A 19879-nucleotide genomic window follows, 5' to 3' on the forward strand; every position below is an offset into this window, starting at 1 on the left:
TCGCCTAATGAAAGCAGTAAACTGGAACCGGCCGGACGACGATTTTACGTTGATGTTCTGGCAGCAAAACATTATGCAGTTCTGGACCGACGACGAAATCCCCCTGTCCGACGACAAAATGGACTGGATCAAAATGACGGACGACGAGCGCACGGTCTACAAACATGTCCTCGGCGGCTTGACGCTGCTTGACACGCTGCAGGGCGGCGTAGGCATGCCGAAGATCCTGGAGCATGTGGAAGGGCTGCAGCGCAAGGCTGTGCTCGGCTTCATGTCGATGATGGAACAGATCCACGCCAAATCTTACAGCAGCATCTTCACGACGCTCGCTTCGACGGAGGAAATCGACGCGATTTTCCGCTGGGTTGAAGAAAACGAGCAGCTGCAGTTCAAAGCCAAACAAATCGAGTCTTGGTACAAAAACATCAACTCCGCTCAGGACCTGTACCGGGCGATGGCCGCCTCGGTATTCCTGGAGAGCTACTTGTTCTACAGTGGATTCTTCTACCCGCTTTACCTCGCAGGCCAAGGCAAAATGACAAGCAGCGGCGAAATCATCGATCTCATTATCCGGGACGAGAGCATCCACGGCCTGTACGTCGGCTTGCTCGCTCAAGAGCTGTTCCAGACGTTCACCCCTGAAGAACAAGCTCAGCTGCAAAAAGAGCTGTATGAGCTGCTGGAGACGCTGTATCAGAACGAGGTCGTCTATACGGACGCCTTGTACGCTCCGATCGGTTTGCAGGAAGAGGTCAAAACCTATGTCCGTTACAACGCCAATAAAGCGCTGATGAACCTCGGCTTCGAGCCTCATTTTCCGGAAGAGCCGATCAACCCGATCGTGTTCAACGGCATCAGCACCCATACGAAGCAGCACGACTTTTTCTCGAAAAAAGGCAACGGCTACGTTCGTGCGATCAACATCGAGCCGCTGTCGGATGAGGACTTCATTTTTAACGTATAATTCCAATAACGAAAGCCCGCCATGCTATGCATGGCGGGCTGTTTTAATCTATAAAAATTCATTTCCACGGCGGCCGCTCAAAAAAGCGGCAAGGGATATTTCCCTATGCCGCCTTTTCCCGAGACTCTAAGCCGTTATTGGAACGCCGCAAACGGGTCGGTTCCTTTTGGAAGCACCTCGCCGAAGCTGAAGTCATACGTCGGAATGCCCGCCGCGTAAGGCGCGATTTCGTACTGCTGGTAGAAGATCGCAAAACCGCCTTCTTTCAGATAGAAATCCGGCTTTTCGTTCAGCCCTGCCGTCACGTCGTTGAATTTGACTTCCTTCGTTTTTTGCTTCAGCATGTTGTCGAGCTTCTGCTTGTAATCCGGTGCCGCCTTCAGCACGTCGCCGAGGCTGAGCTGTTTGCCGTCCTTCAGGGAGAAGGTCAAGCCTTCGCGCACCGTGCCGCCATGGGCTCCGCCCGTGTAGCCGTATTGGTCGATGACGACGCTCAGCACGCCATCGCGGTTATACGTCACGACGAAACTTTGCACGAAATCGTACACGTTTTCGATTTTGCCGTCCCGGTGGCTTGCCTTCTCTTCGCTGTCTTTCGCAAATTGCTCGGCTTTTTCCTTGAATACGGCATTGATCTTCTGCTGCACGCCCTCGGCAAGGCCGCTCACCTTCGGATAATGGATGACGATGCCGGCATTTTTATTCGTTTTCGTCATCGTTTCGCTTGAAATGCTAATATCGTTCATGGCCTGCTTGCCAAGCTCAAGCGACTTCAAGGAAGGGTTCCACACCCCTTTAATGCCCATATAGTCATTCAGCAGCTTGAATGGCACGTATAAATGTCCGTTCAGGTTTTTGGCTTCATACTGATCGCTGTTGCTGCTATCATAAACGTAATAGCCGTTCAGGTTCGAGACGACGCCGTAATCGGACAATTCCAGATTCAGCTTCATGATCCCGCTGCCGATGCTGTACGTTTTTGTTCCCGGATTATAATTAAGCGGCAGTCCCAATGCGTCGCGGAGAACGGTAATCGGAATCATCGTGTTCCCGTTGACGATTTTCCCCTGCTGCGTTAATGTCTTGCCGTTTGCTTTCAACACAACCGCGGGCTGCGTTTCCTGCTTCACCGCCGTTTTGGCCGCCGCATGGACGCTCGTGCCCACCGTTACGCTAGCCCCTCCAAACAATACGCCGGCTGCAAGCACGGCCGCTCCCCACTTCATTCCTTTATTCATCCCTGAAATCCCCTCTCTCCAAACATTGCTGCATATGCTAGTCATATGAAAGTTTACTGTATTTTACCCATGCGATTATTATATAAAACCCGGCATGCCAATTGATGACAAACACGGTTACAGTATTGTCGCATACCCGAGGAAAAGGGTTTAAATTTATTCATTTCTGTACCCTTTAGGGAGAGAGCCGGGCAATAAATGGAGCAGCATCAGCCTGCCCGGGTTGTTATCTCGCCCGCGGACGTCTGTTGTAGCCCTTCTCATCGTAAGGTTGAAGCTTCTCCAGCCATTCTTTTTCCATCTTCTCGACCTTATCCTTGTACACCTTCTGCTGCTGCAAATCATTGGGAGCCTGCGGATCCGGGCGAAGCTCCTCCAGTATTTCGAAGGCAAAAGCGTCTTCGCCGAGTTCTTTCCAATCCTTTTGCAGCTCGGGGCTGACATGGTAATCGGATGCAAGCTTCGCCTTTTGGCCGTTCATCGCTCCCGGCATATTCGTGCTGCTGGTCACGTAGATTTTGCCGTTTTGCTTGTTTCTGATTTGAAACACCCCCATCGGGCGCGGCGTGTTCATGTATTGTTCGACCAATTCTTTTCTTCGCTGATTTTTCATGTTTTTTGTCCCCTTTCCTTTCGTTTCCGGTTGTTTTGCCCAATACTCGCTCCCGTCCGGCACGCGGTCCAAAAAGCCGTATTCGATCAAATAACGCCGCAAGGTGACATAATCCCCATATCGTGCCTCCAGCAGCTCGTTTATTTCCTTTTCGGTATACGTGCGGTCCTCTTCAAAGTCCCCTGCAATGTGGCGCAAAACGGCCACCCTGCGTTTCTCCTGCTTCGGCAAAGAAGACAGTCCGCCCCCCGGCCCCTCTGCAAAATATTTGCGTACAATCTGCTCATGTTCTTCTTCCGAAATGTTGAGCCGCTCGCCCAGCTTTCCCGGTAATGGAGGTTCGGCCTGCTTCGCTGCGGCTGCCGCGGAAGAGCGGCCTGCATGTTTCCCGCCTTCTTCCATCAGCTCCATGACGGTCAAAAACAACTTGGCCTGCTTCATCTTCTCGCGGAGCATAAAGCGGTGATTGCGGATCGTGGAAGTGCTTCCTCCGTCCAGCTCGGCAATGATGTCGTGATCGCTCAACCCCTGGTGGAAAAAACCGATCAGCTTGCGCTGCAAATCGGTAAGTCCGGTCATTTTTTTATCCAGGCTGAGCAAGTAATCGAGCATGGAATGATGTTCATGCTGAATATGCCTGCGCATCGATTTCTCCGCTTCATAAAACACGCCGCCCTCCTGATAGACAATTCCTTTTTCCGTTTGATGTCCACAGACAAGGCATCGATACGTATCAAGCAGAGCATCCTCCGTGTATCCACGTTTGAGATCATGAATACCGGCATTCAGCAATTCATCCGAAACGCTTTCCATTAACAAACAACCCCTCAAAATACTTATTTATATATTAGACATTTTATAATACCGTCTATATTTTTTCAAATCCTTCTTTTGTTCATGCACACAAAAACCCCCTTTCCATGATGGAAAGGGGGCACATTTTAATGCCTCGCAAGTTGAAGCGTTACTCCCGCCCGCTTTTCAGTTCGGTCCAATAACGGTCGTACACTTGAAGAATTGAGCCAACGTCGCCGAGCCACTCGGTACGTTTCAGCTCGTCTTCGGTCAGATTGATCATATGGTTGTTGCGGTATTTTTCACTGTGGTAAGGCATCGCCTTGGCATTCGGATCGCTGTACCCGATCGACTCGTAGTTTTTGGCGCTGACCTGCGGATCAAGCATGTAGTTGATGAACTTTTCGGCCAGCTCCTTGTTTTTGGCGCCTTTCGGGATTGCGTAGTTGTCGGCGAAAATGGTTGCTCCTTCCTTCGGAACAACATATTCGATATCCGGATTATCCTTCACGATAAAAGCCGCGTCGCCGGACCATACCGTACCGATCCAACCTTCCTCCTGAATCATCTTTTGCTTGATCGTATCCGTATCGAACGCCAGCACGTTCGGCAGCAGCGTCTTCAGATCGTCCACCGCGGACTTGATCTCGCCTTCATTCGTGGAGCTGTTGGAATGACCCTGTTTTTTCAGCGCCATGCCGATTACCTCGCGGTTGTCGTCCAGCAGCAGCACCTTGCCTTTGTAAGCAGGGTTCCACAGGTCTTCCCAGCTGTCGATTTTGTCCTTTACGTATTTCTTGTTGTAAGCAATGCCGGTTACGCCGGACATATAGACGATCGAATATTTGTTGCCCGGGTCAAACACCGGATTTTTCAGGGATTCCTGGATGTTGGCGAAGTTCGGGATGTTTTTCATGTCGAGCGGCTCAAGCAGCTGGCTTTTGATCATCGTGGCCACCATGTAATCGGATGGCTGGATCAAGTCGTAGCCGCCTCCGCCTGCCTTGATTTTGGCCAGCAGGTCCTCATTGTTTGCATACGTGTCGTACGTAATATCGACGTTGTACTTGTTTTCGAAATCCTTCAGCACATCCTCGTCGAAATTGTCCGCCCAGCTGTAAATATGAAGCGTCTCCTTGGAGGTGCAGCCCCCCAAAGCCGTTAGTGACAATGCAGCAATAGCCCCTGCCAGCAGCAAGCCGGCGATACCCTTTCTTTTCACAGTTACATATCTCCTCTCTTTCCGTTACTCCGTTTTTTGTTGAAATGACAAAGAAATTCTCCGATGACGAAGCATCCTTATCCCGTTGGTAATGTTTTCTGCTAGATGCGGTCTGTCTATTGAGAAAGTGCGCCGATGGGCGTTTTTCTTATCAATGCAATATACGTTTCCATATCGATGGCGGTCTCCGCCGTACCCGCTTAAATCGGCAGCATTTTGTGCTTTTTCTGCCCTTTGCCGCGGTTCAAAATAAACTGCGCGAGCAGGATCAGCACGACGCTGACCAAAATCAGCAGCGTACACAGCGCGTTGATCTCAGGCGAGATCCCCCGCTTGACCTGGCCGTAAATATAGATCGGCAGCGTGGTTGAACTCGGACCCGCCACGAAAAAGCTGACCATAAAATCGTCAAGGGACATCGTAAAGGCGATCAGTGCGCCCGATATGATGCCCGGCATCATTTGCGGCAGTGTCACGTAACGGAAGGTCTTCCAGCCGGTCGCTCCAAGGTCGGCGGCAGCTTCCTCAAGCTGGCGGCCCATGCCTGCGAGCCGCGCGGTCACGACCACGTACACGTAGGACATGCTGAACGTAATATGGGCAATGATGACCGTCGCCTTGCCGAGCGGTATATGCATTTGGCTGAACAGCACCAGAAGCGACAAGCCCATGATAATGTCGGGAATGACGACGGGCAGGTACATCAGGCCGTTCATGCCGCCTTTCCAGCGTTTGCCCACGTTCCGGAGCGACAGAGCCGCCAGCGTCCCGAGCAGCGTCGCCGCGATCGTCGAAATGACGGCAACCGTCAAGCTGTTCGTGAGCGCCTCCATGACATGCCGGTTCTCCAGCAGCGAGGTATACCACTCAAAGGTAAATCCTTTCCAGTCCCCGCTCAATCTCGTATTGTTAAAGGAATACACGATGATGAGCAGAATCGGCACATAAATAAAAATCAGCAGCAGCAGCGAATGAAGCCCCAAGAGGGGATGGCTTTTCTTTTTCATGCGGTCCCCTCCTTTGCGCGATCCGCCCTGGACTGCATGGCCCGGTTAAACAACAGGATCAAAATCAGCGACGTGATCACGAAAATAATGGACAAGGCCGAACCGAACGGCCAGTTCCGCGCCCCTAAATACTGCGACTGGATGATGTTGCTGATCATCATCGATTTGGCGCCGCCCAAAATGTCCGTTACGACGAACATCCCCGACGTAGAGACGAATACGAGCACGCAGCCCGTCATGATGCCCGATTTGCTTTGGGGCAGCGTAATATGGCGGAACGCCCTCCAGCGCGTCGCCCCGAGGTCGCTGGCGGCGTCCAGCAGCCGCTTGTCCATCTGCTCGAGCGCCACGTAAATCGGCAGTACCATAAACGGAATGAAGTTGTACACCATGCCGAGCAGCACCGCTCCTTTGGTGTACAGCATCTGCAGCGGCTCGTCGATCCAGCCGAAATGCAGCAGCAGCGAATTGACGATGCCCTGCGTCCGCAGCAGGAGCACCCATGCGTAGGTGCGGATCAGGAAATTGATCCAAAACGGTATCGTGATCAGGACAAGTCCCCACGTTTGAATTTTAGGCGTTGCATTCGCAATGTAATAAGCCAGCGGATAGCTGACCAGCAGGCAGATGACCGTCGTTACGACGGACAGGACGAGCGTGTCCCAATAAATCCCGAGATACAGCGAGTCGAAAAAGGTTTTGTATCCCGTCAGGCTGAATTGAAAGACAACATTGCCCAGCGTGTCGCGGCTTAAAAACGAAACGACCACCACGATCAGCATCGGAACCAGCAAAAACAACGCTACCCAAAGCAGTACGGGTATCATCAAAAATTTCGATTTGTTCATGCCCCGATGATCACCTCGTCCTTCGGACTCCAGTTCACCCCGATCCGGTCGCCGATCTGCCACGGCCTTTCATCGGTAAAATCAAGCGCGATCGTCACCGTCATCGGCTCCTGGTCCAGATGAACCGTCAGCTTATGCACGTTGCCGAGGTACAGGACATCCTGAATGACGCCCGTCACGCGCGCGCCTTCCGTCTCCCGTACGGGGCGGAGCTTCTCGGGACGCACGGCAAAAAGCCCTTCACTCGAAGAAAAGATGTTATTTTCCCCTACAAAGGTTGCGGCAAACAACGTTTTTGGCGTTGCGTAAATTTCTCTTGGCGTTCCGACCTGCTCGACCCGTCCGCCGTTCATGATGACGATCCGGTCGGACAGCATCATCGCTTCCTCTTGGTCATGCGTCACATAGACAAACGTGATGCCCAGCGAACGCTGCAAATGTTTCAGCTCGGACTGCAGGTTTTTGCGAAGCTGCAGGTCAAGCGCTCCAAGCGGCTCGTCCAGCAGCAGCACCTTCGGCTTGTTGGCGATGGCGCGCGCGATGGCGACCCGCTGCTGCTGTCCGCCCGAAAGCTGGTGCGGATAACGCGAAGTCAGCGCCGTCAGCTGCGTCATCGCCACCGCTTCCTGAATCCGTTTCTTCTGTTCGTCTTTCGGTATTTTTTTCATTTTCAGTCCGAAAGCAATATTCTCTTCAACCGTCATGTGCGGAAACAGCGCGTAGTGCTGGAATACAAGATTCAAATCCCGCTGGTTCGGCGGAAGATTGGTTACATTCTGGCCTGCCAAAACGACGTCGCCATGGGTCGGTTGCTCGAAACCCGCAATCATGCGAAGAATGGTCGTCTTGCCGCAGCCGCTGGGACCGAGCAGAGTCAGGAACTCTCCCTCCTCGATCTTCAGTGACAGCGGATGCACAACGATTTGTCCGTCAAAATGCTTTTCAATCTGGACAAGGTCAATCAAAGTGCATTACCCCCTATCTTATGCTTCAGGATTCCTGGAATCCGGCTTTTTTGCAAAAATAACGAAAACAATACACACTAAGAAAAAAAAGCCATATCCATGGGTATGGCTTACCAGGCTTAAACGATTCATATCAAGGAGTTTGCCGGATCTTCCGGCAGTACCCTGCGAAGTACAGAAATTCGCATATTCACTATACCGTTTTTTCCTCTTGGGTACAACACTTTTCTATAGGATTCGACAGGAAAAAGCTACATATGTGCATTTCACGCAAAAACCGCCCGACTCCGGGCGAGCCGTTCGGGCTCCTTCGGAATCGGGCGGCTGGTTTCTGGAAAGCCGCTTTTATTTCAGTTCGTATTGCACGCTGAGCTGCGTCGACACCTTCACTTCGCCTGGGGAGACCGACGTGGAGTTGCCTGCATCAGCTGTCGCAAGGGAGTCCATTTTGGCATTCGTGAAGACGACCGGATTGCCTACATCCCCTTGGCTGACAACGAGCACCATGCCGAGCTGACGTTTGGCTGCTTTGGCAATGGCGCCGGCTTTCAGGTCAGCGTTGGCCATCGCTTTTTGAATGACCTGCTCTTCAAATTGGTCACGGTTTTCGACCGAGAAAGTGACATTATCGATGCTGTTCGCTCCGGCGTTCGAAGCATCGTCCAGCAGCTTGCCCACCTTGGACAGATCGCGGTAAGAAACTTGAAGCGTATGATGCGCCGTGTATCCTTTTACTTTCTGGCCATCCTTATCATTGTAAACGTAATTCGGCTGCACGTAGAAAGACACGCTTTGAATGTCCTTGTCCGCGATTTTCCACGTGTTTTTCAGCAGGTCGGTAATTTTCTGGATTTTTTCGGCGTTCGCCTTTTGCGCGCTTTGGGCCGTTTCCGCCTGGGTGTCTACGCCAATCGATAAATACGCGATATCCGGCTTAACCGAAATTTCGCCTTTACCGACAACGTTGACGACGTTGCGCTGCACATCCTGATCCGCATAAGCGGTGGAAACTCCCGTGATGCCGGTCACGCCGGCCCCTCCTACGAGCAAAGCTCCTGCAATCAGCACCGAACCTACAGGTTTGATCCATTTTTTCATTTTCGTTGACCTCCTCGTCATAATCGAACAGTATTCCCAGGCGACGCCCGATGTTTCCGTTCACCTGATTTGTCTTCTAGACGAGCGAAGGGGTGGAAAATGTTGCAGGTAGTCAATCACTTTTTTTTTAGATTTTTGCGGATTTTAAAAACGCTTTTCCCAGCAAACTGCGGCCCGGCAAAAAAGGCCTTAAACAAGCTCCTTCAGGCTGCCCTGCGCTTTCTTGATGTTTTCCAGGCTGTTTTCATTGTTGCTGAGCAGCGATTGAAGCGTCGCCGTCAGTTCTTCCATAGCTGCGGAGGTCTGTTCGTTTACGGAGGCCAAATGCGTCGTGGACTCGTCGATCGAACCGGAAAATGCGGCAATTTCGCGGATGTTTCCGCGGTAGCCGTTCGAAACCTTCAGGAGTCCCGCCACCGACTGCTCGATGGACCGGAAGGCTTCCAGCGTCTCTTCCGTCAGAATGCTGCTTTTTTGCATCCGCTCCGCGACCTGTCCCATGCGACCGATCGTTTCGGCCATCAGAACGGAGAAGCCGCCCATTTCCGACTGGATTTTCTCCGCCGAGCCCGATGCCACTTCGGCCAGCTTGCGGATCTCTTTAGCCACCACGGCAAAACCGGCCCCGTGCTCGCCCGCCCGGGCGGCTTCGATGCTGGCGTTCAAGGACAGCAGGTTCGTTTGATTTGCGATTTCCGAAATGGTATGGCTGAATTCCGATGTCCGGTGTACCCGTTCCGTCAAGCTTTGAATGTCGGCGGACATGGCGTCGATCTGCTGCTTGAAGTCCATGATCGCCTCATGAAGCAGCTCGACCTTGTCTTTGCCGAACTCCGACAGCCGGTTCGTTTCGTCCGTTTGCGCAAGCAGCGTTTCGGTGGAGTCGGTCATTTGCTTGACCATCATGTCCATCTGCTTCACCGATTCGTTGATGGCATAAGTCGAGTCGGCCTGTCCCGAAGCGCCGCTTGAAATTTCCTGGAATGCAACGTTCATCTCTTCGAAAGAAGCCATATTGTCTTCCACGCCATGCGTAATTTCGGCCATGTTGCCCGTAACCAGCGTCACATGCTCCATCAGCCGCTCCCTTTGTTCCTTCTGCTCGCCCAGCAAGCGTTCGCTTTGCTCCCGCGCATCCCTTGTTTTTTTCACCAGTGTATTGTTCAGTCGCAGCAAAAGAATGACCATAACCGATACGATGGCCATCATCATAATCGCGGATTGACCGTCCCGGGTCGGCATTTCGATGCCGGTGTCGGCAGTTACCAAATAGATCGTAACGATTAGCGAAAATAGGATGGAAATTGAAGTGATGACGAGCCGAAGCGTGATGAGCGCGAGAATGATCAGGTAATACGCAGCGAAAAGGGTTGCGAGCGTAGGCAATACAAACGTCTGAATGGCGATGTTCACGGCCATGCCGAGTACGCTTAGATAGGCGATGTGGCGAATGTGTTTTTTTCGAAAATGAAAATAAGCAAAAGCGACGAGCGACAGGATATTGATCAATAATCCCAGATTCGGCCAGCTGAATATGCGGCTTCCATCCATCGTCGTGAACGCAAAAAAAGCCGAGATCGCAGCCGCCACCAGCAAAACGCGGTTCCTGTCATGAATGTCTTTTTCTTCGAACGATTTGGCTTTGGTTAAGTCCGGGCCCTCTCCTGAACCGGTTAGCCCTTGTTGATTTCTCCATTTCCCCATACCTTCGGTGACTCCTTTATCTCGATATTTGCCAAAAGAGCGAGCTTCACCCTGAAAGTGCAGCTATAGTATGATATCGGCTGGGATGTCACTATTTGTAAGGGAAATTGGAAAATGTGAATTTTTTCTGAAAATGCAAAACAGCCTTCTCTTCAAAACTGAAGAAAGGGCTGTGCTTTTAGGGAAACATCCGCAGACGGATCCTCCCTAACCGTTATGAATCAATCGTTTTATTGGTTTTCGAGTTCTTCTTTGCCGACAAGGCTGACTAAAGCGTTTACAGCCTGATCTGCGTCCGCGCCTTCGGCACTGATGATAATTTCCGTACCCGAACTGATTGCAAGGCTCATAATTCCCATGATACTCTTGGCATTCACTTTTTTATCATCTTTTTCCACGAAAATTTCGGACGAGTATTTATTCGCTTCTTGGACGAACAATGCTGCCGGCCTTGCATGTAGACCCGTTTTCAGGCGGACGACTACCGGATGCTTTGTCATGGAAACCTTACCCCCTTTAGAAATCTGCATAGTTCTCATAACATATTTGGTAACATTATAACATTATAACATGAACGACACTAGAAGAAAAAAACTAGCCGTTCCGAATCTTCTCAGCCATCTCGTCGATCTTCCGCAGCCGGTGGTTGACCCCCGATTTGCTGACCGTTCCCTTCAGCAGCTCCCCGACTTCCTTCAGGTTCATGTCCGGATGCGCGAGGCGGATTTCGGCCACCTCCCGCAGCTTGTCGGGCAGGTTTTCAAGGCCCACTTCCTTCTGCAGAAGCTTAATGTTGTCGATTTGCCGGACGGCGGCCCCGATCGTTTTGTTCAAATTAGCCGTTTCGCAGTTGACGATCCGGTTGACCGAATTGCGCATGTCGCGCATGATCCGGACGTCCTCAAATTTGAACAGCGCTTGATGCGCCCCGATCAGGCTTAAAAATTCGATGATTTTTTCGCCTTCCTTAATGTACAGGACGAATCCTTTCTTGCGTTCGATGAAACGGGCATTCAGCTGAAATTCATTCGCCAGATCCACCAGCGCCCCGCAATGCTCTTCGTACATAGAGGAAATCTCCAGGTGGTAGGAGGAGCCCTCCGGATTGTTCACCGAACCCCCGGCCATAAACGCTCCGCGCAGATACGCGCGCTTGCAGCAGTTCTTTTTGACCAGATCGGGGTCGATGTCCGTGCGGAACAAAAAGCCCTCCGAAACAATCCTCAGCTCTTTCAGTATTTCCTGAACGCGGGCCGGAATACGGACAATGTACACATTATTTTTTTTCAAGCGCATTTTTTTGCGGACAAGCAGCTCGGTATGGGCCTGAAAATGCTTTTTGATCAGCGTGTAGATCCGTCTGGCAATCGCCGCATTTTCCGTCGAAATATCCAGAATGACCTTCTTGTTCGAAAGCTGAACAGCCCCGTTCATGCGGATTAGTGCCGACAACTCGGCCTTTTCGCAGCAGGCGTCTGCTTCGATCATGGTCAATTCTTTTTTCGTCAGCGCCGCAAACGACACGGGTCTCACCTCTTTCGTAAAATCCAGTCCTGTACCAGCTGGTAAATATGCCGGCTCAGCTTGTCGGCGTCATGCCGAAGATACGTCCGGAACAGCACCAGCGTATCGGCAATGACCTTGTACCCGAGGCTTGTGACCTCGTCGTAGTCCAGTTCGACCGGCTTGGCGCCCTTTTCGGCGTATTTATCCTGAACCTGCGGAGGAATGTCTCCGCTATTAACAATAACATAATCGAATAAGTGCTTGCCAACATGATCGTAAATCGCCTGAAGATGGTCGCTGACGGTATAGCCGTCCGTTTCTCCGGGCTGGGTCATGACGTTGCACACGAAAATTTTGATGGCTTCCGACGCCATCACGGCCTCCGCCAGCTTGGGAACCAACAGATTCGGCAGAATGCTGGTGTACAAGCTGCCCGGACCGATCAAAATGGCATCCGCCTCTTCGATCGCCGCTACCGCCTCCGGCAGCGGTTCGACCTCCGAAGGTTCAAGAAACACCCGCTTGATCCGTCCCCCCGCTTCGGGAATCTTCGATTCCCCCGTGACGATTATGCCGTCTTCCATTTCCGCCGACAGCACCACCGCTTCATCCGCTGCAGGCAGCACGCGCCCGCGCACGGCAAATACGCGGCTCAGTTCCCGCACTGCCGTGACAAAGTCTCCGCTGATGTCCGTCATCGCCGCCAGAATCAGGTTGCCGAGGCTGTGCCCGGCAAGTCCCGAGCCGCTGCTAAACCGGTATCTCATCATTTCCGACATGAGCGGCTCGACATCGGCCAGCGCCGTCAATACGTTGCGGATATCTCCCGGCGGCGGCATCTGCAGCTCGCTGCGGAGAATGCCGGAACTGCCCCCGTCATCCGCCACGGTGACGATGGCCGTGATGTCCAGCGGCATTTCCTTCAAGCCCCGCAGCATGACGGACAAGCCGGTTCCCCCGCCCATGACGACGATCCGCGGACGCTCTCTTTTTTGTACAGCCACGCTCATCACTTCCACTCTCATTAATTCCGGTCACGTTCAGAATCCCGGTGGCTGACCGAAACCGACTCCGTTTCGCTGGTCCCCAGCATTTTGCCCAAATACTCGGCAATAGCTACCGAACGGTGTTTCCCGCCGGTGCATCCGATGCCGATAATCACCTGGCTTTTGCCTTCCTTCCGGTACTGCGGGATCAAAAAATGGAGCATATCCAAAAGCTTCGTCAGAAACGCCTGGGTCTCAGGCCATTTCATCACGTAATCATATACTTCGCTGTCCTGCCCGGTCCGCGGCCGCAAATTTTCCACGTAGTGGGGATTCGGGAGGAAGCGGACGTCGAACACCAAATCGGCGTCGATCGGAATGCCGTATTTGAAGCCGAACGAAGTGATGTTCACGGAAAGCGTGTTGCCCTCCAGATGGGAAAATCGCGAAATGATTTTTTCCTTCAGCTGGCCCGGCTTCATGGTGCTGGTATCAAGCACGACGGTGGCCGAGCTTTTCAGCTCCTCCAGCATCTTGCGTTCCAGACGGATGCCGTCGAGCGGCATACCTTCCGGGGCAAGCGGATGCCGGCGCCGGCTTTCCTTATAGCGCTGCACAAGCACCGAGTCGGTCGCTTCGAGAAACAATATTTCGCAATGGATCGTAAAATGGTCCTTGATATAATTCAAGGATTCGGATAATGCCGTAAAAAATTCGCGCCCGCGCAGGTCGATGACCAGCGCCACCTTGGCGATTTTTCCTTTGGATTGTTCGATCAATTCGGCGAATTTCGGGATCAGCACGGGAGGCAGATTGTCGACGCAAAAAAATCCGAGATCCTCCATGCTGCGTACCGCCAGCGTCTTTCCGGCGCCCGACATGCCCGTGACAATGATCAGGGTGGCCATGCCAGTTGCGTTATTTTCACCCTCGAGCATCAGCTTTCCCTCCCTTGGTTTGGTACTTGCGGACAGCGGGAAACGGGCTGTCTCCACGCAGACCCTGCCTCGGGTTCAATACCCGCTTTCCTTGCGCTTCCTTTCGAAATCGGTCCGTGATCCTACGAGCGGAGCAGCAGCCCGGCCGCACCTACGACGCCCGCATCATTGCCAAGCTGCGCAGGGATGATCGATACGCCCTTCTGCAGCGGTTCAGGCGTCAATTTGGCGAATACCTCGCGCACTTCGTTGAACAGAATATCTCCCGCTTTCGATACGCCGCCGCCTACGATGAACACTTCCGGATTGAGCGTAGCCGCAACGGCCGCCATCGCTTTGCCCAGATAGAAGGCTGCACGCTTCACGATGCGCAGCGCCACCTCGTCTCCGGCTTTGGCCGCATCGAATACTTCCTTCGCTGCGATTTTCGTCTCCAGCGCCAAGGACGTGCGGTCCCCGCGTTCGACGGCATCCTTGGCCATGCGGATAATGCCCGTCGCCGAAGATACGGTCTCCAGGCATCCCATCTTGCCGCAGCCGCATTGAATGGCTTCCAGGTCCGGAACGACGGAAATGTGACCCAGCTCGCCGGCCAGACCGGAAAAGCCCTGATAGATTTTACCGTTGATAATGATGCCGCCGCCTACGCCGGTACCGAGCGTATAGCACACGCAGTTGTCGACTCCCCGTCCCGCGCCGCTCCACGCTTCCCCGAGCGCGGCAACGTTGGCGTCGTTGTCTATTTTGATAGGCTTGCCGATTTTTTCTTCCAGAATAGCACGAATCGGCACATCGCGGAAACCTACGTTTGGTGCAAAGATGATGATCCCTTCACGGACATTGGTAAAGCCGGCAACCCCCGCGCCTACACCCGCAAGCTGGTCCCAGCTGTATGGGGACTGGTCAACAATATGACGCACATATTTCTCGATATTACCGATGACAACATCTACGCCTTTTTCCGTTTCTGTAGGTCCTTCATACGTTTGAATTAGCTGTCCTGATTGATTGCAGATGCCGACCTTAATGGCGGTTCCTCCTAAATCGACACCAACGTAGATTTGCTCAGACATGTTACAAGCCACCTTTTTTCCTTGAATAATAGTTTGCTCCTACTGTACCCACTATAATTGAAGCCTACCTATCGGTCAAGAGATGTGAGAACTGTCACAAACAGCCCGGAGTGCCCGTTTTTCGGGCAAAGTCGGCCATTCGAACCGTCCCTCTGCCCTATGTTGCCCCTCCTTCGACATGACATCTGTCACATGCTTTTGATGACAGCATACACTAACCGGCCCGGCCTTGTGACGATAGAATGGAAGCAAGAGGAAATTGGGTCCGAAAGGAACAAAGCAAAATGGAGGGTATGATGGAAAATATAGCCGGACTCAAACGCGTTACGAAAACATACGGAGGCAAAACCGCCGTCGACGACGTCTCCTTCGATATTCCACGCGGCTCGGTGACCGCGGTTCTCGGTCCCAACGGGGCCGGCAAAACGACGGTCCTTTCGATGATGCTCGGGCTGCGCGAGCCCAGCCGGGGCACTGTCGAGCTATTCGGCCGATCTCCCAAAGACGTGCAGGTCAAAAGGCGCATCGGCGCGATGCTGCAGGAGGTAAGCGTCATTGACGGGCTGAAGGTCCGGGAGGTTATGGCCATGATCCGAACCTACTACCCTGAACCTCTCTCGCTGTCGGAGATGGCAGACATTGCCGGATTCTCGCCGGAAGAGATGAACCAGCGGGCCAGCAAGCTGTCCGGCGGGCAGAAGCGCAGGCTCGGATTTGCGCTCGCAATGGCCGGGAACCCGGACCTGCTGTTTTTCGATGAGCCGACGGTCGGCCTCGACTCCACGTCGCGGCGGGCATTTTGGCAGCAGACGCAGGCACTGGCCCGGAAAGGAAAAACGATATTGTTCTCCACGCATTATTTGCAGGAGGCTGAAGACGCGGCGGACCGGATTCTGCTGTTTAATAAAGGAAAAATCGCGGCGGACGGCACCCCTGGCGAGATCGTTTCCAGGCTGACCAGCCGCTCCGTTTCTTTTCTCGCGGACTTGGGAGGAAACGTCGCCGCTTCGGACATGGTTATTCAGCTTCTTTCCGTACCCGGCGTCAAGGAATGCAAAGAGCAGGACGGAAGATGGGTCGTCACGGCCGAAAATACGGACACGGTGCTCGCGGCTATATTCAGGTACGAAATCCCTGCGAGAGATATCCGTACCGGCCAGGGAAGGCTCGACGACGCTTTTGAACTGATGTTGTCCGAAGACGGAAACGAGGAGGCGGTCTCATGATCAACATGTTATTCATGCAGTGCAAGGTTGAAATGCTGCGGATTGTCCGCAACCCTTATTACGTGTTCTGGTCGCTGCTGATGCCCATCGTGTTTTATTTTATTTTCACCAAAATCGTGAACACCGGCGTCGACAATGCCAAAGCCTGGCAGGCGCATTATTTGATGTCGATGACCACCTTCAGCGTGATGGGATCGGCGATCATGACCGTCGGCATCCGCATGGTTCAGGAGCAGACGCACGGATGGTCGGTGTATATGCGGATCACTCCGCTGCCCGGAAGCATTTATTTTCTGTCCAAAATGTTCGGCCAAACAGTCATGCACCTGTTTTCGATCATCGTCATTTTTACTGCCGGTTTTGTCATCAACGGAGTGCGAATGTCCTTTGCCCAATGGGCAGGCTGCGGCTTGTGGATCCTGGTCGCCTCCATCCCTTTTCTTGCGCTCGGCACCATGTTCGGTTCGATGAAAAGGGTGGATACGGCGAGCGGCGTAAGCAACGTCGTATACATGCTCATGGCCATTCTGGGCGGCATGTGGTTTCCGATGGACACCCTTCCTTCCATGCTGCAGGCGATCGGCAAATGGCTTCCTTCTTACAACTACGGCAGCGGCGTCTGGGCCATTGCCGCAGGAGAGGCGCCTGAACCGAAGGCGATATTCATTCTTGCCGGATATTTATTCCTGTTTATGGTACTATCCATATATATCCGAAAAAAACAGGAAGCGGTGTAGACGTTGAAGCGTTCCCGATTTGAGCTTTTTCCGAGCGATATGGGCTTCTTCCCTTATGTGTGGCTGGTTTACGTTGCCATTCCTATTTATTACATCAGCCATGAGCATTGGCTTCGAATGGCGGCGGGTTATCTGCTCATTGCTTCGTTCGTGCTAACCTACCGCCAGCTTTTTTTCGCCCGAAAGTCGTTTGTGTTTTGGCATGGTCTGCAGATGCTGCTGTTATTTACGCTGTCATTGGCGTACAGCCCCTATATGCTGTTTATGGGATTCTACATCTCCAGCTTTATCCCCTACTACAAGGATTGGCGAAAGTTTTACGCCGCTTTGTTTTGCTTCTACGCCGTGCTGATCCTGCCGCTTTTGTTTTATCTTCCCGGTCTTGCCGCGCAAGACCTTTATGTCGTGCTGCCCTTTCTTGTCGTTATGATGATGTCCCCGTTCGGGATGCGTTCCATGTACAGGCAGCGTCAGCTGGAGACGGATCTGAACGAAGCGAACGAACGGATCGCCGAATTGGTGAAACGGGAAGAGCGGCTCCGCATTTCGAGGGATCTGCATGATACGCTCGGCCACACGCTGTCGCTTATTACGCTAAAAAGCCAGCTTGTAACGCGATTGATCGACCGGGACCCGGGCAAAGCGCTGCTGGAAGCGCGGGAAATCGAACAGACGTCCAGAGCCGCCCTGCGTCAAGTACGGGAGCTTGTAAGCGGAATGCGTACGTTGACATTGACGGAGGAACTTCAAGCGTCCAGGCGGATGCTGGAGAGCGCAGGGATACGGCTTGAAGCTGAAGGCGATTTCGGCAACAAAGAGATTTCCGGGCTGGTGCAAAACATTCTCGGCATGTGCCTGAAAGAAGCCATCACCAATATCGTGAAACATAGCCGGGCGGATCGATGTACCATCGCCATTAAACGTACCGACAGCGACATCCGGCTCGTTATCAGCGATAACGGCGTCGGTTTGGAAGGCCGGAAAAGCGGGCTTCGATCCGACGGCAACGGTTTGAAAGGGATGAAGGAACGGCTGGCCCTGATCGACGGATCGCTTGAGCTGCGTTCATCGGACGGGTTGACGGTCCTGATCCGCGTGCCGGTGGTGGTCCGAAAAACATCCGGCGACGGGGTTCCGCAGGCGGCGGACGGCGCATAGCTTTTCCAAGCCCTCTTCCCTATCCCAGCAAAAACCGCTGCATGGATCTAACGGTGTACCTGAATACGAAGAAAAGGCAAGGAGTGAAGACGTATGATCCGAATCTTGATCGCCGAAGACCAGAGGCTTTTGCGCGGCGCTCTTGCCTCTTTGCTTGACCTGGAGGACGACCTGGAGGTCGTTGGCCAGGCAGGGGACGGGCAGGAGGCGTTGTCCATGATTTTGAAGATGAAACCCGACGTCTGCCTGCTCGACATCGAGATGCCGGTTCAATCCGGCATTGAAGTGGCGGAACGGCTGAAGCTGGAGGGCTCGCCCTGCCGGGTCATTATGCTGACGACCTTTGCGCGGCCGGGTTATTTTGAGCGGGCGGTCAAGGCGGGGGTGAGCGGTTATTTGCTCAAAGACGAGCCAAGCGATCGGCTGGCCGAATCGATCCGGCGGGTGATGCAGGGACACCGCGAAATTTCGCCCGAGTTGATTTTCGACTCCGCGGCCCGGAAAAATCCGCTGACCGCAAGGGAATGCGAAATTCTGCAGCTGATCGCCGCCGGCAAAACCGCAAGCGAAATCGCCCGCTCCCTCCATCTTTCCCACGGCACCGTACGCAATTACATATCGGAAATCCTGAACAAGCTGGACGTCAAAAACCGGATCGAAGCGATCAGTCTGGCGGAAGGAAACGGATGGATCTAACCCGGAATAAATTCCATGATTTCAAAAAAACAAGGGGTATCCCTCAGCCGCATTCGGCTTAAGGGATACCCCTTCATCATGCACTGCATGTTACAACGTGCCGCTCCAGTCATGAACCATGCTGCCTTCGAGGAACTTCTCGCAGTCCATCGCCGCCATGCAGCCGGTTCCGGCTGCGGAGACGGCTTGGCGGTAGCGCACGTCCTGAACGTCGCCGCAGGCGAACACGCCCGGGACATTCGTTTCCGTCGTGCCCGGCTTGACCCGAATGTAACCGATCTCGTCCGTATCGATCTGGTTCTCCAGGAACTTCGTGTTCGGCGTATGTCCGATCGCCACGAAGACGCCGTCCGCCTCGATCAGTTCCTCCTGCCCGGTTTCGTTGTTGAGTACCTTCAGCCCTTTTACCCCATTATCGCCGGCAACGATTTCAAGCGGCACCCGATTCAGCGCCCATTGGATTTTTTCGTTGGCGCGGGCGCGGTCCTGCATGATTTTCGATGCGCGCAGTTCTTCCCTGCGGTGCACGAGCGTCACGCTGGAACCGAAACGGCTCAGGAAGTTCGCTTCCTCCATGGCGGAGTCTCCGCCGCCGACCACGAGGATCTTTTTGCCGCGGAAGAAGAACCCGTCGCAGGTCGCGCATGTGCTGACGCCGCGCCCGACGTTTTCCTGCTCGCCGGGAATCCCGAGGTATTTGGCCGAAGCGCCCGTGGAAATAATGACGGTTTCGGTCTCGATCTCGCCCATCCCCTCGACGAAAAGCTTAAACGGGCGTTTCGAGAAGTCCACCTTGTTGACCCACCCGGTTTTGAATTCGGCCCCGAAACGTTCGGCCTGCTTGCGCATATTGTCCATCAGCTCCGGACCCATAATTCCGTCCGGGAAACCCGGGAAGTTTTCGACTTCCGTCGTTGTCGTCAGCTGGCCCCCCGGCTGCATGCCTTCGATCACAAGCGGCTTCAAATTGGCGCGGGCCAAGTAAATGGCTGCCGTCAGTCCGGCAGGCCCGGTTCCGATGATGATTGATTTGTACATTCCGATAGCCTCCTTTAAGAAAGAATCAGCGACTCAAATCATGTAAGGTATGTTTCGGCAAGCGCAT

At 53.3% G+C, this 19879-nt stretch carries 19 protein-coding genes; 5 read left to right on the forward strand and 14 right to left on the reverse strand.

The genetic code is table 11. From position 1 onward, the window contains the following. The first annotated feature begins 7 nt into the window (after positions 1-7). On the forward strand, positions 8-964 hold the full coding sequence (gene nrdF / locus GQY55_RS07505) for a class 1b ribonucleoside-diphosphate reductase subunit beta (protein WP_160039720.1): 957 nt from the start codon (positions 8-10) through the stop codon (positions 962-964). Between the two features lie 134 nt (positions 965-1098). On the opposite strand, the gene GQY55_RS07510 is transcribed toward nrdF, so the two are convergent. The 13 genes from GQY55_RS07510 to GQY55_RS07570 all read right to left on the reverse strand — a co-directional run bounded on the left by GQY55_RS07510 (position 1099) and on the right by GQY55_RS07570 (position 14957). Further along, a complete protein-coding gene (locus GQY55_RS07510) occupies positions 1099-2202 on the reverse strand; it encodes a PdaC/SigV domain-containing protein (RefSeq protein ID WP_160039722.1) in 1104 nt (367 codons plus the stop codon). Positions 2203-2428: 226 nt separating this feature from the next. Further along, positions 2429-3628: a DUF2087 domain-containing protein gene (locus tag GQY55_RS07515; RefSeq protein ID WP_160039724.1), complete on the reverse strand. Its 1200-nt coding sequence runs from the start codon at positions 3626-3628 to the stop codon at positions 2429-2431. A gap of 151 nt (positions 3629-3779) precedes the next feature. Further along, complete coding sequence (locus GQY55_RS07520; protein ID WP_160039726.1) at positions 3780-4832, reverse strand: polyamine ABC transporter substrate-binding protein; 1053 nt, start codon at positions 4830-4832, stop codon at positions 3780-3782. 200 nt (positions 4833-5032) lie between these two features. Beyond that, positions 5033-5839: an ABC transporter permease gene (locus GQY55_RS07525; protein WP_160039728.1), complete on the reverse strand. Its 807-nt coding sequence runs from the start codon at positions 5837-5839 to the stop codon at positions 5033-5035. Further along, the gene (locus GQY55_RS07530) at positions 5836-6687 is read right to left on the reverse strand and encodes an ABC transporter permease (protein ID WP_160039730.1); all 852 of its coding nucleotides are present in this window, start codon (positions 6685-6687) and stop codon (positions 5836-5838) included. The genes GQY55_RS07525 and GQY55_RS07530 overlap by 4 nt, the downstream gene beginning before the upstream one ends. Then, positions 6684-7652: an ABC transporter ATP-binding protein gene (locus tag GQY55_RS07535; protein ID WP_160039732.1), complete on the reverse strand. Its 969-nt coding sequence runs from the start codon at positions 7650-7652 to the stop codon at positions 6684-6686. The genes GQY55_RS07530 and GQY55_RS07535 overlap by 4 nt, the downstream gene beginning before the upstream one ends. Positions 7653-7997: 345 nt before the next feature. Beyond that, positions 7998-8750: an SIMPL domain-containing protein gene (locus GQY55_RS07540; protein WP_160039734.1), complete on the reverse strand. Its 753-nt coding sequence runs from the start codon at positions 8748-8750 to the stop codon at positions 7998-8000. A gap of 189 nt (positions 8751-8939) precedes the next feature. Next, complete coding sequence (locus GQY55_RS07545; RefSeq protein ID WP_160039736.1) at positions 8940-10454, reverse strand: methyl-accepting chemotaxis protein; 1515 nt, start codon at positions 10452-10454, stop codon at positions 8940-8942. Positions 10455-10684: 230 nt separating this feature from the next. Then, a complete protein-coding gene (locus GQY55_RS07550) occupies positions 10685-10954 on the reverse strand; it encodes an HPr family phosphocarrier protein (RefSeq protein ID WP_036711002.1) in 270 nt (89 codons plus the stop codon). A 94-nt stretch (positions 10955-11048) separates the two neighbouring features. Then, the gene (gene whiA, locus GQY55_RS07555) at positions 11049-11978 is read right to left on the reverse strand and encodes a DNA-binding protein WhiA (protein ID WP_160039738.1); all 930 of its coding nucleotides are present in this window, start codon (positions 11976-11978) and stop codon (positions 11049-11051) included. A gap of 5 nt (positions 11979-11983) precedes the next feature. Beyond that, the gene (locus GQY55_RS07560) at positions 11984-12985 is read right to left on the reverse strand and encodes a gluconeogenesis factor YvcK family protein (protein ID WP_328803727.1); all 1002 of its coding nucleotides are present in this window, start codon (positions 12983-12985) and stop codon (positions 11984-11986) included. Beyond that, positions 12985-13884: an RNase adapter RapZ gene (gene rapZ / locus GQY55_RS07565; protein WP_160039742.1), complete on the reverse strand. Its 900-nt coding sequence runs from the start codon at positions 13882-13884 to the stop codon at positions 12985-12987. Before rapZ ends, GQY55_RS07560 begins: the two co-directional genes overlap by 1 nt. A 122-nt stretch (positions 13885-14006) precedes the next feature. Further along, complete coding sequence (locus tag GQY55_RS07570; RefSeq protein ID WP_160039744.1) at positions 14007-14957, reverse strand: ROK family glucokinase; 951 nt, start codon at positions 14955-14957, stop codon at positions 14007-14009. 293 nt (positions 14958-15250) lie between these two features. Here GQY55_RS07570 and GQY55_RS07575 point away from each other — a divergent pair, with 293 nt between their 5' ends. From GQY55_RS07575 to GQY55_RS07590, 4 genes are all read left to right on the forward strand, one after another. Then, complete coding sequence (locus GQY55_RS07575) at positions 15251-16183, forward strand: ABC transporter ATP-binding protein (protein WP_373309252.1); 933 nt, start codon at positions 15251-15253, stop codon at positions 16181-16183. Beyond that, on the forward strand, positions 16180-16920 hold the full coding sequence (locus GQY55_RS07580; protein WP_160039746.1) for an ABC transporter permease: 741 nt from the start codon (positions 16180-16182) through the stop codon (positions 16918-16920). The genes GQY55_RS07575 and GQY55_RS07580 overlap by 4 nt, the downstream gene beginning before the upstream one ends. A 3-nt stretch (positions 16921-16923) precedes the next feature. After that, complete coding sequence (locus GQY55_RS07585; protein WP_160039748.1) at positions 16924-18078, forward strand: sensor histidine kinase; 1155 nt, start codon at positions 16924-16926, stop codon at positions 18076-18078. A gap of 93 nt (positions 18079-18171) precedes the next feature. Next, positions 18172-18774 (forward strand): response regulator transcription factor, encoded by a 603-nt coding sequence (locus GQY55_RS07590; RefSeq protein ID WP_160039750.1) that lies wholly within the window; start codon positions 18172-18174, stop codon positions 18772-18774. Positions 18775-18864: 90 nt separating this feature from the next. Here GQY55_RS07590 and trxB read toward each other — a convergent pair whose 3' ends face one another. After that, positions 18865-19812, reverse strand: coding sequence for a thioredoxin-disulfide reductase (gene trxB / locus GQY55_RS07595; RefSeq protein WP_160039752.1), 948 nt, complete (start codon positions 19810-19812; stop codon positions 18865-18867). Positions 19813-19879: the final 67 nt, after the last annotated feature.

This window comes from Paenibacillus sp. USDA918EY (assembly GCF_009870825.1).
Classification (GTDB): Bacteria; Bacillota; Bacilli; order Paenibacillales; family Paenibacillaceae; genus Paenibacillus_AQ; species Paenibacillus_AQ albilobatus.